We start from the raw sequence: 14,872 nt of genomic DNA on the forward strand, positions 1-14,872 counted from the left end.
CTCACCCTTCCGAGAGGAGGCCGCACATGCCGGACACACCCGCCTTCCCGGCGTTCGCAGAGGCACCGCCCGCACCGCCGCTGCGGGTGGTCGTCGCCGACGACAACCCCGTGGTACGCGCCGGCCTGACCGCGCTGCTGTCCGGGCGCGACGATCTGGAGGTCGTCGCCGAGGCAGCCGACGGTCGGCAGGCCTACGAGTTCGCCGTCCGCCACCGCCCCGACGTCGTCCTGCTCGATGTCCGCATGCCCGGCGTGGACGGCATCTCCGCACTGCCGCACCTCGTGGGTATCGCTCCCGTGCTGATGATGACGTACAGCAGGGAGGCGGAGATCGTGCACGAGGCCCTTCGCCTGGGCGCGGGCGGCTACCTGGTGCACGGCGAGTTCACAGCGGACCAACTCGTCGACGCGGTACGCGATATCAAGGCGGGCCGAGCTCACTTCACGCCCACCGCCTCCAGCGCGCTGCTCCAGGGCTTCCGCGGCGGCTCCCCGGCCGGCGGGGGCCCGCTCCCGGACGGACTGGGCACGGCGTTCTCTGCATCTGCACACGCGGCTACCGATAACGCGGCCCCACGCACCCCGATGGCGATGCCGGCTTCGAAGTTGACCGGACAGCAATCTGCTGATTTGCCTTCGCAACAGCAACCAGATGTGGCAGTCTCTTCGCCGGGCTCCATGGCGACAGCGGGAGTCGGGGGGGTGCTCGCGGAGCTGAGCCAGCGGGAGGTGGAGGTGATGGACCTGATCGCGTCCGGTATGACGAATCAGGAGATCGCGGCCACCTGCTTCATCAGTCAGAAGACGGTCAAGAACCACATCAACCGCATCTTCGCCAAGCTGAACGCCCAGAGCCGGGGCGAGGCCATCGCCATCTGGAACGGTGCGCGGCGAGGGGGGCGCGGCCATGCCTGACCACGCGTCGTGGAGCCGGCACGCCGCCGTGGGTCCGTGGTCCCATCGGCCCGACGACGGGGCCCACGAGCCAGGTTGGGCCCGCCAATGGGTCCTGGGGCCCATGTGGGCGCGGGGCTGCCGGGCGTACGTTTCCGGTGTCGCCAGCGAGACCGGCCAGGAGGAAGCCGGAAGCGCGAGCGGCACCCGGACTCCGTACGTCTCAGAGTCGGCCGCCACACGGCCGGCCGAACCTGGAGGGACCCACCATGATGAAGGACGCCGCGCTCAAGGCCGCCACCACGACCAAGGTCTACATCGGCAGCTGGGCCAACACCCGCGTCGAGAAGATGAAGGCCGCCCGCGACAAGGGCCAGGGAGCGATCGAGTACGTCGGCGTCACGATCCTCGTCGTGGCGATCATCGTGGCGCTGCTGAACACGGACATGGGCGAGACGATCGCGAACAAGTTCAAGGACAAGGTGAACGAGGTTCTCGACAGCTGATGTTCCGGTTGCGTCGGGATGCAGGGCAGGCCGCACCGCTGTACATCACAGCGGTGGTCGGCCTGCTCTTTCTCGCGTTGCTCTACTTCGTGTTCGGCAAGGCGGACGTCCGTCGCAACGAGGCGCAGACAGCGGCCGACTCCGCAGCCCTGGCGGCGGCGATGGAATCCAGGGACGGCCTCAAGGCCGCTTTCCTCGACCACATCCTCGACGGCGACTACTTGAAGGATCTCCTGCGGGGCGACCCGCCCGGCACGGCCAATGGGTGCGGCGAGGCTCTCCGCTTCGCCGAGAAGAACGGCGCGCGCACGGACTCCTTCCGCTGTCGGAGACTCGCGGACGGCCGCTGGGGCTTCTCCGTCGACCTCGAGAGCGGGAAGACGGTGGGCAAGAGCGCCCTTCCTGGGACGGAGAACAAGCGCGCCAGGGTCAGCGCCACGGCCGTGGTCGAGCCTCTCTGCAGGTTCGAGCCCGACGAGGTGACGGAGACGCCGCAGGCCACGCCCAAGCCGTCGGGTGACGACAAGCCCGGCACTGAAGAGGACAAGCCGTCACCCGGGAAGATCCAGTGTGACGACGGCAAGGACTGGATCATCGACCCGGCCCACCTGGACCTCCTGCCTGATATGTCGGACCTCTTCCGGGTCCGGCTTGCCGACGACTGACCGCGAGCGAACACGAAGGACTAGCGATTCATGATGATTCGGCACGTAGGACAGCTGCGAAGGGCGGGTGCGGCAGCCGTACTGGCTGCGGCACTGGCCGTCTCGGTGACCGCCTGCAACAGTGAAGGCGACGCCGCCAAACCCTCGACGACGGCTTCCAGCAGCGCCAACGGGGAGAGTGACAAGGGCGGCCAGAACGACGGCGGGAAGACGCTGCCGGACACGAGCAAGGTCCTCGCGACGCTCAATGGCGAGGAAGGCATCGCCATGGTCGTGCATGAGGCCAAGCGGGACAGCGGCGGTTTTCTCACCATCAGCGGTGACTTCAAGAACACCAGCGGCAAGTCCTTCACCACGCCTGTGCAGTGGAGTGGCGATGAATCCGCCATCCGCAAGACCGGTTCCTCTCTGGCGGCCATGACGCTCGTGGACTCCAAGGGGAGGAAGCGGTACTTCGTGCTCCGGGACACCGAGAACCGTCCGCTGACGACGACGAAGTACGCGTCCAGTATCCGAGCCGGCGAGACGCTTTCCTTCTTTGCCCAGTTCCCCGCCCCGCCGGAGTCCACCACTACGGTCGACCTCCAGTTCCCAGGCTTCCCCAACGGCCCGATTGAGATCTCCTGATGAGCACCGCCACCGCATCCCGCTCCCCACGCGCGCGTATGCGTTCGGCGGCGATTGTGCTCGCCGGAACCCTCGCGCTCGGCGTCTACGGCGTCCCGCTCGCCCTTGCGGACGACGACCCGTATCCCACCCCTTCGGCCTCCGCCCCGGTCAAGGTCGACGAGTCGGATCCCGACCTGAAGCTGCCCGACGGAGCGAAGCTCGCGCCACCCAAGGTGCTGGACATCAAGTCCGTGGTCGAGGATCTCGACGGTGACGAGCGCCGCGAGGACACCAACGCGGACGTGAAGTTCGCGCTCCAGGCCGAGGTGTTGTTCGGCAAGGACAGCGCGCAGCTCAACGCCGCGGCGAAGTCCCGCATCGCGGAGATCGCCGCGGAGATCAAGAAGCAGGGCGCGAAGCACGTCCGGGTCTTCGGCTTCACGGACAACCTCGGCACCCATGCTCACGGCATGGTGCTGTCCAAGCAGCGGGCGGATGCCGTCCAGAAGGTGCTCACCGAAGAGCTCAACGATTCCTCGGTCACGTACGAGATCCGCGGTTACGCCGAGCAGTACCCGATCGCCGACAACTCGACGGAAGAGGGCCGCAAGAAGAACCGACGTGTGGAGATCTCCTTCCCGCGCGGCGAAAGCGGCAACTGACGCGGACGGGACACGGGGACAACGGACGGTGGCCCGCCCCACGCCAGGTCAGGCGTGGGGCGGGCTTCGCGTTGGTGAGCGACGGTTGCGTCCGGCTCCGCGACCGACACGGCTCCGTATGAACGTGGCTGATTGGGCCCGGAGTTGGGCCCTGAGGCCCAGGCCTGGTGGCGATGTGTCTTCCTATGATCACCGGCATGTCGTTCTCTGCCGGTTTCGGGGGGTCGTACGCCTCCTATCCCGCCTCACGTGTGCGGATGCCACGCGCTCTCGTGACGGCCCGTGTCCTGCTCTTCGCCCTGTTCGGTTTCACCGTGCTGGGCGCTCTGGGCGTGCTCATGGTGCTGCACGTGACCGGCCAGATCGCGGGGTTGTTGGTGTACGCGGCTGCGCCCGGTGTGGCGGGGCTGGTGCTGGCACGCCGGGCGTGGACCGGAGGCCGGTATGTGCGCTGGTCGCTGATCGGCGTCCAGGCGCTGCTCGTCCTGCAGGCGACAGCGTCGATCGGTCGCGGTGATCCACGCGGTCTGGCACAGATCACCGTGCCGATCGCCGTGATCGTACTGCTGTCGCTGCGGCCGGTGCGGGAGTGGTTCCTGCTGCCCGAGCTGGAGCGGGAGGAGAATCCCGGGTTCAGCCTGGCGCGGATGCTGAAGTGGCGGCACAGCGACGAGGGTCAGTCAACGCTCGAGTACGTCGGCATGGTGACCCTGGTGGTCGCGATCGTCGTTGCCCTGCTGCTGACGGGCGTGGGCGGGCAGCTGGCCGATGGTTTCCGCTCGGCGGTGTGTTCCGTGACGGGCAGCGGATGTGCCGCGCCGGGCGGCGGAGACGGGCCGGTCAAGGCGGACGGCGGCAAGGGCGACAGCGCCGGCACCACGCAGGGCGATGGGACCACGCAGGGCGGTGGCGTCAGCGGTGGTGCCACCGACTCGGGCGGCGGCTCGAACGGCGGTTCCGCCGGTTCCGGCGGCCAGGCCGACGGCGGGTCCTCCGATTCAGGAGGTGCCTCCGGCGGGGGTAGCGGTGGCACCGCCGCCAACGCGTCGGATGCGACGTCGAAGAGTTCCGAAGGGGACGGGGACGGCGGAGGCAAGAGCACCCTCGACCAGGTCGGCGACCTGTTCACCTCGCCGTTCAAGGCCGCGTGGGGCGATGTGAAGGACACCGCCCACATGATCAGGCACCCTGTCGACTCGGCCAAGCAGATGTGGAACGGCCTGTCCACGTACACCGGTGACTGGTGGTCCGCCAAGTCCGATGAACTCGGCGGCCGGTGGGACAAGGGCGGGTGGAACTACCTGGGCGTGCCACTGGAATGGGTCGCCAGCCCAGCGGAGTTCAGCGCTGACTTCCTCGTGGACTCCTTCGTGGATGTCGACTCGTTCAAGAAGGGAAACTGGGGCGACGGCTTCGGAAACACCGTGTGGAACATCGGCTCGATGTTCATCCCCGGTGTGGGCGAGGTGAAGTGGCTCAACCGCCTGAACAAGCTCAACAAGCTCACCAAGGCGGTCAAGGTCACGGAGCGAGTCGCGAAAGCGGTGGAGGACGCGAAGAAGGCAGCCAAGGCCGGCGACGTCAAGGGCGCCGAGAAGGCCGCCAAGGAAGCCGACGAAGCGGCGGACGAAGCCGAGAAGCGCGCCCGCGAGTCGGGTTGCACCATCGCCGCACCCAGCAGCGAGACGCCCTACGAGGGCGGTGGTTCCCGGCTTGGCGGCGGCCCCGGTACGGGCACCGCCGTCCTCGCCGCCGGCCGGCCGGAACCCTACGTGGTGCTTGCCGAGGGGAAGTGCGACGAGGACGCCAAGCAGCAGGCGCAGGACGCCCGCCAGAAGGCGGACGAGGCCGAGCGGCAGACGCTCGAAGCTCGCGCCGAGAGGGCCAAGGCTGCCCTGCGAGAGCGGGGCTCCTCGGTGCCCGATGACCAGATCGACGGTCTCGTCGCCCGGGCCAAGGACAACCCTGACCCGGCGAAGACCGAGATCGGCACGAAGGAGGCGGCTGACGCACTGGACGAGATCGCCGATCTCGCGGGTCGTAAGAACGTCAACGGCGATGCGGCGGCAGCTCTGGAAGGGAAGGTCGTCAACGCGTCCGACGCCAACAAGCTCGCTGAAGCACGCGCCGAGGTGAACGCCGTACGGCGTGCCGCTGACGAGGCGGCCCCGGGGACACAGGTGGACGCCGGTGTCGGTCAGAGCATGAACCGCAAGGAGGCCGACCTGGGTAACGGGGAAAAGGTGAACCTCGACGAAATCCCTGACGCCGACGTCGTCTACAAGGACAGGAACGGCACGGTGCAGGTGAAGGAGGTCAAGAACGCCGGCTCCGCCACACGGAAGGCGGACTTCGCCAATCAGGTGGAGCGGCTCAAGAAGTGGGCGAGCAAGGAGCCGGGGCGGAAGGCCACCGTCGAGATCGAGACGATGGATCGCTGGACCTCGATCTTCAGTGAGTTCAAGCCCGCCCGGAACGGCAAGCCCGCCAAGGACACCCGGACGGCGGCCGGTGAAATGGCCAAGAACGGCGTGGACGCGAAGGTGGCGGGGCAGCACCTGTCCGCTGACCAGCTCGACAGGATGCAGCGTGCCATCAACGAGCGAACTGCAAATGGGACGATGGACTGGGCGAAGATGAAGGACCCGAAGAGCGCGAAGGCGTATCTGGGCATTGACTGACGACGAGGCGGAACGAGACGTTGACAGGGCGGCGGCGATGAGTGAGTCGGGCACGGGGCCGGGTGACGAGGAGGCATGGGACCCGCAGGTCGAGCGCTGGCGCTATCCGGATGGTGACTTCGTCCTGCCGCCGACCTTGCGGTGTCTCCCGCAGCCATGGGACGCGTTCGACTGGACGCCGATCTCCGGCCTGCCGCGTACGGATGAGCACGTGGAGCAGGCCCGAAGGGTGCTGATCGCGCTGCTGGACGACCGGAACCCGGCGCCGCGCGTGCCCCAGCCGCCGTCCCCCGGCTTGCTGTGGCAGGTGTGGGAGCAGTTCCACGAGGCCCTTGCCCGGCGCGTGCCGCGTATGAGCCACGTGACGTGGGCCGAGGTGGACGCGTTGGCAAGCGAATGGCGGGACTCAGCGCGGGCGTACCCGCTCCAGAAGCACGTGGGCAGGCATGTCGACGTGGCGATGCTCGCTTTGATCTCCCGCCTGCGGGATGACGTGGCCGACTCGGTGTTCCGCTGGCTGACGCTCGACACAGATCCAAGTCGCTTCGCGGACTGGGCGGTGAGCTTGGCCGAGCGCTACGTGATTGCGGACATGGGAGCCGACTCCGCCATCGAACTGCTGGGAGCGATGGGTGGTGCGGAGCCGAAGGCGGCACTGGAACGCTTGGCGGCGAAGCCGGACGGACCGGCTACGTGGGACAACGCGGAAGCCGCAGAGAGCATGCTCTTCGAACTGGAGGCCGAAGGCATGGACAGCTGACGTGTTGACTGACGGCCCTGCTATTTGGGCCCGTCATGGGCCCTTGGGCCCACGACGTCTCCGGTGACCTCCCCCTAGGCTGACGGCTACTCAACTGCCGGTACAGCTCGGGGGACGGAGACTTCGCGTTGAGTGGCATATCTGCGTATGGCAACGCCGGCTGGGCGTCGGACCGGGAACGTCGGCCGTTGCCACGCGCCCTCCGGGCGGCCCGGCTGCTGATCCACATCCTGTTCGCGGCCACCGTCATGGGCGGCCTCGGTCTGTTCGGTTCGGCGCTCGCCGCGGACGCGGTGAACGGAACGCTCATCGGGCTCGTCGTCTACGGCGCCGTGCCGGGCGTGACCGGATGGCTTCTCTCGCGTCGGACATGGACGGGCGGGAGGTCCCTGTGGTGGGGGCTGATCGCGGTCCAGGCGTGGTTCCTGCTCGGCGGCGCGGGCAACATCGCCGACGGCTCGATGCGGGGCTTCGGGCAGTTGTTCCTGCCGGTCCTGGTGATCTGGTTCCTCACCCGTGAGGAGAGCCGGGCGTGGTTCCGGCTCGCGGAGCGGGACCGGGAGGACAAACCGCCGTTCACCCCGCCCCAGGTGATACGCCGGCGCCGGGACCGTGGTCAGTCGACGCTCGAGTATGTCGGCCTGATCGTCCTCGTCGCCGCGATCATTCTGGGGCTCCTCGCCTCCGGCGTCGGTCAGAACATCGCGGCCACGATGAGCCAGCAGGTGTGCCGCGTCGTGAGCGACGGGGACTGCGGCAGCTCCGACGGCACGCAGAACGAAGCCGGCGGCGACCCGGACGGTGACCAGCCCGGCGGCACGGAGGGCACCTCCGGCACCGGCGGGACGAACGGCACGGGGTCCGCCAGCGCGTCGGGCGGGGCGAACGGTGCGGGGTCTGCTGGCGCGTCGGGTGGGACGAACGGCATGGGGACCGCCGGCGCGTCGGGCGGGGCGAACGGCACCGGGTCCGCCGGCGCGGCAGGCGGTTCCGCCGGCACGAACGGCACCGCCGGCACCGACGGCAACGGCGGAGCCAACGGCGCGGGCGGTGCCAACGGCGCCGGCGGCACGGACGGCGCCGGCGGCACGGACGGCAACAGCTCCGCGGGTGCGGCCGGAGGTACGGGCAGCGCCGGCACGGACGGCGGCCCCGACGGGAGTACCCAGGCGACCTACCCCGAGACGAACCCCGAGCCGGAGGAGGCCTACGACGTCCAGCCCACCGCGACCGACGAGGACAACGGCGGCAAGGACGACGGAGACTGCGGCGGCTTCTTCGGATGCGCCTGGGACAAGGTCTCCCAGGTGGGCAAGGGCCTCTTCGTCGACGGAGCCTGGGGAGACGTCACCGGCATCTTCTCGCTCTTCGACGGCGACACCTGGTCCGGGATGGCCGAATACGGCAAGCAGCTCGGCCATCAGTGGGTGGAGGACTCCAAGGGCGCCGGCGACAAGTGGGACAAGGGCGACTACCTGGGCGCGCTGTGGGACTGGGGCGGCGCGTCGGTCAACACCGTCGTCAAGGTCGGCGACGACATCTTCGTCGGCGACGAGGTCCGCGAGCGCTGGAACAACGGGCAGAAGACCCGCGCGGTCACCGATGTCGTCTGGAACGTCGGGTCCCTCTTCATCCCGGGCTACGACGTGGCGAAGGTCGTCGGGAAGGTCGGCAAACTCGGCAAGCTCGGCAAGGTCGCCGCGAAGGTGGCGGAGGCCGCAGAGAAGGCGGGGGACGCGGCGAAGCGGGCGCGCAAGGCCGCCGAGGCCGGAGACGCCGCCGAGGCCGGCCGGGCGGCGAAGGAGGCCGACGAGGCGGCCGACGCCGCGGAGGAACAGGCGCGCAAGACCGGCTGCGTCATCGCACTGAGGCGTCTCTCACCTGGGGGCGCACCGGACAGCCCCGGCCTCACCGGCTCTGGCACGCTCGTCCTCGCGGCCGGTGCCCCGGGCCGGGTCGTCCTCGCCGACGAGGGCTGCGACAAGGACGCGGAGGCCAAGGCCAAGGAGGCCCGAGAGCAGGCGCGCGACGCGTACTTGGCCAAGAAGCGGGCCGAGGAGCCGCAGCGGGCCATCGATGCCGCGAAGAAAATGAAGAAGTGGCCCGACCCCCGGCGCAACGACACGTCCGACCCGCGCAACTACCTCCCGGCGGACTGGGCCAAGAACCTGAAGGACCCCAAGCTGGGTGACGCCGACCATATGGACGGCTTCTGGGCCAGCCGGGACCGCAACCCTCCGCCCAACTGGAAGAACGAGTCCTGGCTGCGCTACCAGGAGCAGGTCACCGGGGTGAAGCGCGGCAAGGAGTACGTCGTCCCGCATCCCAAGGAGGGCGTGCCGGACGTGGAGTTCGACGGCTGGGACTCCGCCCGGCAGACGTTCCTGGAGGCCAAGAACGGCTACAAGAGCTTCCTGTCGAAGGACGGGTCTCTCACCAAGTCCGGTAAGGAGACGTTCGTGACGGAAGCCCGACGGCAGGTGGAGGCGTCCGGTGGTCGTGCCGTCGAGTGGCACTTCTCGGACCCGGAGGTGGCCAAGGCGGCCCGTGCGGCGTTCCGCAAGGAGGGCCTGCCCATCAAGGTCGTCCACACCCCCGCGAAGGGCCCGGGTCCCAGGAACCCGGCGCAGTTCGACTAGCGTGGCGAAAACGAAGTGAGCTGCCGGAAGTGGCGTACGAGAAGGGGCGGAGGTACAGCATGAGCCGCGTGGTGCGAGGTTTCTGGGGTCCTCGTGAGGAGTCGGCCGAGGCATTGGCCGATCGCTGGAAGCGGACGCTGGACCGACTGGCGTCCCTGCTGCCGGCCCTCGCACCCGAGCCGGGCGAGGTGTGGACCTGGCAGCAGATCCACGAGTCCGGGCCGGCCACCGCTCTGCGCGCCGACGCGGAGTCGATCCTCGCGGCGCTGCGGTCGGTCCAGGCCGAGGACGGCTGGTCCGGGAGCACGGGCTACGGGCTTTCCCTCGTCGTCGGGGGCGTATCCGGCTGGCGTGCCGACATCCGGGGCGCGGCCGGAGGAGCGCCCGAGTTTGTGCTGCAGAATCTGATCCTCGAGGTCGAGGCTCCCGAAGGTGCCGTGATTCCCGAGGCGGAACTGCTCACCCTGGTGGCGGAGAGCTGGGAGCCCGACTTCGGTGACGTGACCGACGACGACGTCCTCGACGCCCTGGAGGACGAGGCGGACTTCGGTGTCGGCGAGCCGTCCGTCGGCCGGTTCGGCTACCTCTCCCCGGGCCGGGCGGCGCTGGTGCCCGCCGACCTTCCCGACGTCACCCGCACGGGGCTGCCTGCCGGCGGCCTGTTGCTCTCCGTCGATCCGCCCGCCTCGGAGACGCACAAGGTGGTCCAGGTGAACGTACGGCTGCGTGAGGCGGGAGCGCTCCAGCCGCTGCCCAAGCCGATGGACCGGAGCGCGTGGTGAATCGTCAGTACGCGGACGAGTTCGACGTCGGCCGGGCGGTCGCCGCCATCCTGGCGCTGCTCGTGGAGCCCCTGCCGGCGCAGGGCCCGAGCGTGGTGGAGGAGGACCCGCTCACCGGGGAGCGGACCCAGGAGACCGGTGAGGGGTTCGTGCTCGCCCCCCTCTGGCAGAGCCGGCACCTCACCGGCGTACACGGTGAGGACTGGAACGCCGCCGTGCGGGGCGCCGATCGCAGGGCCGGGGAGGTGGCGGACGAGCTGACCCGCCGGTGGGGACCGTCCCGCCGGGTCGCCATGCACGGCGCGCTCTTCCGCTACCAGGCCGGCGAGCCGCTGCCACCGCTGCACCAGGCTCTGTGCGACGCGGACGACTACGGCGATCTGACCGTCTGGGGCCCCGTTCAGGAGGGGCCCGGCGGCGCGGACCGGTGGGTGGGCATCTCCGTGGGCCAGAGCGACGGTGACGCACCACTGGTGCTCATGGCCGCGATCAGCGACCGAGAGATCGTCGAGGTGGCCGGCGAGCCGCGTTGAGCCGCTTCACACGCGCACGGTCAGCCGCGTCCCCGGCCGCACCCCCCAGCGCGCCATCGCCCCCGCTTCCGCCTCCAGAACGGAGCGCGCACGCAGCCGTGGCAGGCTCAGACGGCCCGGCTTCATGGTGTGGACGGCCACAACCGTCAAGTCCCGGTCCAGGTAGGCCACATCGATGGTGAAGCGCATACGGAAGGTGTGCACGCTCGCGCACGGAGTGATGAGGAAGGCCCCGTCGACGCCGTCACGGCCGAGCAGACCCCGGGCTCGTTTCCGATAGGTGGTCACGATCTCCAGGGAGACCTCCGGTGCCTCTGGGGTGACGAGAGTCCCCGTGCCGTTCCGCCACTTCGGTCGTGTCGTCATGGCCGCACTCTAGGACGCGGCACACCACCGGCGGGCTCTGGGCCCGGACGCTTCCGCGCTGGGCCCACGGGCCCATGACCACCCGTCCCACGTGCCGTAGCGTCTGCCGCGTGTACGCCTTGCCGACCGCCTGCCTCCTGTGGGGAGCCGTCGCCGGACTGTTCGTCCTGCGCGCCGCCCACCGGTTCTCCGTCGAGCCGGAACAGGCCCGGCGCCTCAGCTGCCAGGAGGGGCACGTCTATGCCCCGGGACCCCGTGGCTGGGTGGGCACCACGTCCTGCGCGACCTGTGTCCCGGCGGGGCGTCCGGGCTGGCCGGCCGCCGTGCTCGCCGGGCTGTGCTGCGCCGCGCTCGCCCGGGCCGGAGGCACCCGGCCGGAGCTGGCCGTGTGGCTGCTGCTGACCCCACCGCTGGTGCTTCTGGCGCTGGTGGACGCGCGGGTGCACCGCCTTCCCGACCGGCTGACCCTGCCCCTGACTGCAGGGGTGCCGGCGCTGCTCGGGTTGGTGGCGCTGCTGCCCGGCAGCGCCGGGTCCTGGCCGCGCGCGCTGCTGGGCGGCCTGACGCTGGGCGGCGTGTACTTCGTGCTGTTCCTGATCAACCCGAACGGGATGGGCTTCGGGGACGTGAAGCTGGCCCTACCCCTCGGTGTGGCGCTCGGCTGGTACGGCTGGGACGTCCTGTTCCTGGGCGCGTTCGCGGGCTTCCTGCTCGGCGCCGTGTACGGGCTCGGGCTCCTCCTGCTGAGACGGGCGAACCGCAAGAGCGCCATACCGTTCGGCCCGTTCATGATCGCCGGCGCGATGGCAGGTCTGCTGCTCGGCGCGGCGGCTGCGGCCTGACCGCCGGCGACTCAATCGCTCTCCCCGGTAAAGCAGTTGTCCCCCCGCCCACCCCAGGATAGGAACGTCCCATGACTGCACTCGGCGTCGTCTTCCGTCCTCAGCTTCCGCCCGAGCGGTTGCGTGCCGTTGCCCGGGGGGCCGATGCAGCCGGGCTGGAGGAGTTGTGGTTGTGGGAGGACTGCTTCCTGGAGGGCGGGGTGTCCACGGCCGCCGCCGCGCTGGCCTGGACCGAGCGGGTGCGGGTCGGGATCGGGCTGCTGCCCGTCCCGCTGCGCAACGTCGCCGTCACGGCCATGGAGGCCGCCTCGCTGGAGCGGATGTTCCCGGGCCGCTCGATGCTCACTGTCGGGCACGGTGTGCAGGACTGGATGGGGCAGGTCGGGGCGCGCGCCGAGTCGCCCCTGACGCTGCTGCGCGAGTACCTGCTCGCCCTGCGCGCCCTGCTGGCGGGTGAGCGGCTCAGCACCGAGGGGCGCTATGTGCGCCTCGACGACGTCGCGCTCGACTGGCCGCCGGCGGCTCCGGTGCCGGTGCTCGCCGGTGTCACCGGGCCGCGTTCCCTGCGACTGTCCGGTGAGGCCGCCGACGGCACGCTGCTGACGATGAACAACTCGGCCGACGCCGTGCGCCGGGCCCGCCGCATCCTCGACGAGGGGCGCGAGGCCGCCGGCCGGCTCGGTGACCCGCACCGCGTCGTCGTCTATCTCCTCGCCGCCACCGGGCCCGACGCCCAGGCCCGGCTGCACGCCGAGCTCGCCGCAGAGGGCCTCGCCGACGTGCCTGGCGTCGGGGTCGCCGGGGACGCCGACGCCGTCGCCAAGGCCGTGCAGGAGTTCGCCGAGGCCGGCGCCGACACGGTCGTACTGCAGCCGACGGCGGACGAGCCCGACCCGGAGGGGTTCGTCCGGTTCGCCGCCGACCAGGTACGGCCCCTCCTGGCCTGACGACGCCCGGCCACGCCGCCGCCCAGCGGTCGGCGGCGCCCGGCCACGCCCGCCGCCTACCGGTCGGCGACGCCCGGCCACGCCCGCCGCCTACCGGTCGGCGAAGGCCGGACACGCCGCCGCGCGACCGGTCGGCGACGACCGGCCACGCCGCCGCTCGCGGTTCGCGGCGGCCGGATACCTCGTCGCCCACCGGTCGCACGCATGCCGCCGGCAGGGCGCTGTCAGACCCCGCCGGCCGGACGGTCACCCGTCACACCGCCGGGTAGTCCCCCGTCGCCCCGTCGATCAGCTCCCGCACGATGTCCATGTGGCCCGCGTGCCGTGCCGTCTCCTCGATCATGTGGACCAGCACCCAGCGCAGGGACACCTCGCGGTCCTTGTGCCACGCCGGGTGTCCCACAGCGTCAAGCGGCAGCTCGGCGATCGTGCGGTCGGCGGCGGTGCGGGCACGGCCGTAGAAGGCGACGATCTGTTCCGCCGTCTCGTCGTCGGACGCGTGCATGTCCTCGTCCGAGTACGGGTCGAACCACAGTGGTTCCACCTCTCGGCCGAACGTGCCGACGAACCAGCCGTACTCCACCGAGGCCAGGTGCTTGACCAGCCCGAGCAGGTTGGTGCCGGTGGGTGTCATGGGACGGCGCAGCCGCTCCTCGTCCAGTCCCCGCAGTTTCCACAGCACCGCGTCCCGGTGCCGGTCCAGGCTCGCCCGCAGTGTCTCCTTCTCGCCGCCCGCATAGGGCATTCCCGCGTTCGCGTCACTCGCCTCGTCAGTCGCCATACCGCCGAAATTAACAGCGGCCACTGACAACGCCCTGCGATCATCGTCCGCATGAACGCTCACCCGCCCGGCCGTACCTTCGAAGACCTCGTCGCCGAGGCGGTCGCCGCGCCCACCGAGGGCTGGGACTTCTCCTGGTTCGAGGGGCGGGCCACCGAGGCCCGGCCGTCCTGGGGGTACGCCACGTCGATGGCCGGGCGACTCGGCTCGGCCACCGCCGTCCTCGACCTGCAGACCGGGGGAGGGGAAGTGCTCGACTTCGCCCTCGGCCGCGCGGCCGCCGCCCCCGCCCTCGTCGTCGCCACCGAGGGCTGGCCGCCGAACGTGGCCAAGGCGACGGCGCTGCTGCGCCCGCGCGGCGTCGCGGTGGTCGCCTCACCGGACGACGCGCCGCTGCCGTTCGCCGACGCGGCCTTCGACCTCGTCGTCAGCCGGCATCCGGTGCGGCCGCACTGGGCGGAGATCGCGCGCGTCCTGGAGCCCGGCGGCACGTACTTCGCGCAGCACGTCGGTCCGAGCAGCGTCTTCGAGCTCGTCGAGTACTTCCTCGGCCCGCAGCCGGAGGAGACGCGCCGCGGCCGGGACCCGGAGCGCGAGCGTGCCGACGCGGAGGCCGCAGGGCTGGAGATCGTGGACCTGCGCGCCGAGCGGCTGCGGATGGAGTTCCACGACATCGGGGCCGTGGTGCACTTCCTGCGCAAGGTGGTCTGGATGGTCCCGGGTTTCACCGTGGAGGCGTACGAGCCGCAGTTGCGTGCCCTGCACGAGCGGATCCAGGCCGAGGGGCCCTTCGTCGCGCACAGCAGCCGGCATCTCTTCGACGCGCGCAAGCCGAGTCACTGAGGTCACTGCTCACACGGTTTCCACATCGTTATCGCGATCGGCTCGCATTCACCCGGCTGCCTCGCATAGGTTCAGACCAAGGCGATTCGCGTGAGCAAAGCTGCGCGGGCGGTACCGCGCAGTGGAGGGGGCTGCGCGGTACCGGCGCCGTCAAGGCCGCGGACGCGCCGGGTCGCCCATCGGAGGGACGGCCGCAGGGATGTTCGCCACCGCCCCGAAACCGCGCCCACCACGCCTTCTTCCGCCAGCGGGCTGTCGCCGGTCGGATCCGGAGAGTAGTTGTGGCACGCCGATGCACACACCTGCCCTTACGAAGGGTTATGGTGGAAACCCCCCCTCGGGCCGGTCCGTCTCCCCCCC

15 protein-coding genes are annotated in these 14,872 nt (G+C 70.4%); 13 read left to right on the forward strand and 2 right to left on the reverse strand.

Annotation, left to right across the window (positions count from 1 at the left end; translation table 11 throughout):
* Positions 1-26 precede the first annotated feature (26 nt).
* The 10 genes from AB0E88_RS24995 to AB0E88_RS25040 all read left to right on the forward strand — a co-directional run bounded on the left by AB0E88_RS24995 (position 27) and on the right by AB0E88_RS25040 (position 10,733).
* Complete coding sequence (locus AB0E88_RS24995) at positions 27-917, forward strand: response regulator transcription factor (protein ID WP_361634384.1); 891 nt, start codon at positions 27-29, stop codon at positions 915-917.
* 248 nt (positions 918-1,165) lie between these two features.
* Positions 1,166-1,402: a hypothetical protein gene (locus tag AB0E88_RS25000; RefSeq protein WP_361634387.1), complete on the forward strand. Its 237-nt coding sequence runs from the start codon at positions 1,166-1,168 to the stop codon at positions 1,400-1,402.
* Positions 1,402-2,067 (forward strand): pilus assembly protein TadG-related protein, encoded by a 666-nt coding sequence (locus AB0E88_RS25005; protein ID WP_361634390.1) that lies wholly within the window; start codon positions 1,402-1,404, stop codon positions 2,065-2,067. Before AB0E88_RS25000 ends, AB0E88_RS25005 begins: the two co-directional genes overlap by 1 nt.
* A 30-nt stretch (positions 2,068-2,097) precedes the next feature.
* Positions 2,098-2,694: a hypothetical protein gene (locus tag AB0E88_RS25010; RefSeq protein ID WP_361634393.1), complete on the forward strand. Its 597-nt coding sequence runs from the start codon at positions 2,098-2,100 to the stop codon at positions 2,692-2,694.
* The gene (locus AB0E88_RS25015) at positions 2,694-3,338 is read left to right on the forward strand and encodes an OmpA family protein (protein WP_361634396.1); all 645 of its coding nucleotides are present in this window, start codon (positions 2,694-2,696) and stop codon (positions 3,336-3,338) included. Before AB0E88_RS25010 ends, AB0E88_RS25015 begins: the two co-directional genes overlap by 1 nt.
* A gap of 197 nt (positions 3,339-3,535) precedes the next feature.
* Entirely contained in the window at positions 3,536-6,019 is a 2,484-nt protein-coding gene (locus AB0E88_RS25020; RefSeq protein ID WP_361634399.1) for a hypothetical protein, read from the forward strand.
* Positions 6,012-6,779, forward strand: a complete 768-nt coding sequence (locus tag AB0E88_RS25025; protein WP_361634402.1) for a hypothetical protein — start codon at positions 6,012-6,014, stop codon at positions 6,777-6,779. The genes AB0E88_RS25020 and AB0E88_RS25025 overlap by 8 nt, the downstream gene beginning before the upstream one ends.
* A gap of 188 nt (positions 6,780-6,967) precedes the next feature.
* The gene (locus AB0E88_RS25030) at positions 6,968-9,418 is read left to right on the forward strand and encodes a Tox-REase-5 domain-containing protein (protein WP_361634405.1); all 2,451 of its coding nucleotides are present in this window, start codon (positions 6,968-6,970) and stop codon (positions 9,416-9,418) included.
* Positions 9,419-9,477: 59 nt separating this feature from the next.
* Positions 9,478-10,200 carry a hypothetical protein gene (locus AB0E88_RS25035; RefSeq protein WP_361634408.1) on the forward strand — a complete coding sequence of 241 codons (723 nt, stop codon included), beginning with the start codon at positions 9,478-9,480 and terminating at the stop codon, positions 10,198-10,200.
* The gene (locus tag AB0E88_RS25040; RefSeq protein WP_361634410.1) at positions 10,194-10,733 is read left to right on the forward strand and encodes a hypothetical protein; all 540 of its coding nucleotides are present in this window, start codon (positions 10,194-10,196) and stop codon (positions 10,731-10,733) included. Before AB0E88_RS25035 ends, AB0E88_RS25040 begins: the two co-directional genes overlap by 7 nt.
* A gap of 6 nt (positions 10,734-10,739) precedes the next feature.
* Here AB0E88_RS25040 and AB0E88_RS25045 read toward each other — a convergent pair whose 3' ends face one another.
* On the reverse strand, positions 10,740-11,099 hold the full coding sequence (locus AB0E88_RS25045; protein ID WP_361634413.1) for a DUF192 domain-containing protein: 360 nt from the start codon (positions 11,097-11,099) through the stop codon (positions 10,740-10,742).
* 110 nt (positions 11,100-11,209) lie between these two features.
* Between AB0E88_RS25045 and AB0E88_RS25050 the strand changes: the two genes are divergently transcribed.
* Both AB0E88_RS25050 and AB0E88_RS25055 read left to right on the forward strand, forming a co-directional pair.
* A complete protein-coding gene (locus AB0E88_RS25050; RefSeq protein ID WP_361634415.1) occupies positions 11,210-11,941 on the forward strand; it encodes an A24 family peptidase in 732 nt (243 codons plus the stop codon).
* Positions 11,942-12,012: 71 nt separating this feature from the next.
* Positions 12,013-12,888 (forward strand): LLM class flavin-dependent oxidoreductase, encoded by an 876-nt coding sequence (locus tag AB0E88_RS25055; protein ID WP_361634418.1) that lies wholly within the window; start codon positions 12,013-12,015, stop codon positions 12,886-12,888.
* A 253-nt stretch (positions 12,889-13,141) separates the two neighbouring features.
* Here the strand turns inward: AB0E88_RS25055 and AB0E88_RS25060 are convergent, their stop codons facing one another.
* Positions 13,142-13,669: a DinB family protein gene (locus AB0E88_RS25060; protein ID WP_361634421.1), complete on the reverse strand. Its 528-nt coding sequence runs from the start codon at positions 13,667-13,669 to the stop codon at positions 13,142-13,144.
* A gap of 51 nt (positions 13,670-13,720) precedes the next feature.
* Between AB0E88_RS25060 and AB0E88_RS25065 the strand changes: the two genes are divergently transcribed.
* Positions 13,721-14,512, forward strand: a complete 792-nt coding sequence (locus AB0E88_RS25065) for a methyltransferase domain-containing protein (protein WP_361634424.1) — start codon at positions 13,721-13,723, stop codon at positions 14,510-14,512.
* The last annotated feature ends 360 nt before the right edge of the window (positions 14,513-14,872 follow it).

Origin of the sequence: Streptomyces sp. NPDC028635 (genome assembly GCF_040637635.1) — a bacterium.
Lineage (GTDB): Bacteria > Actinomycetota > Actinomycetes > Streptomycetales > Streptomycetaceae > Streptomyces.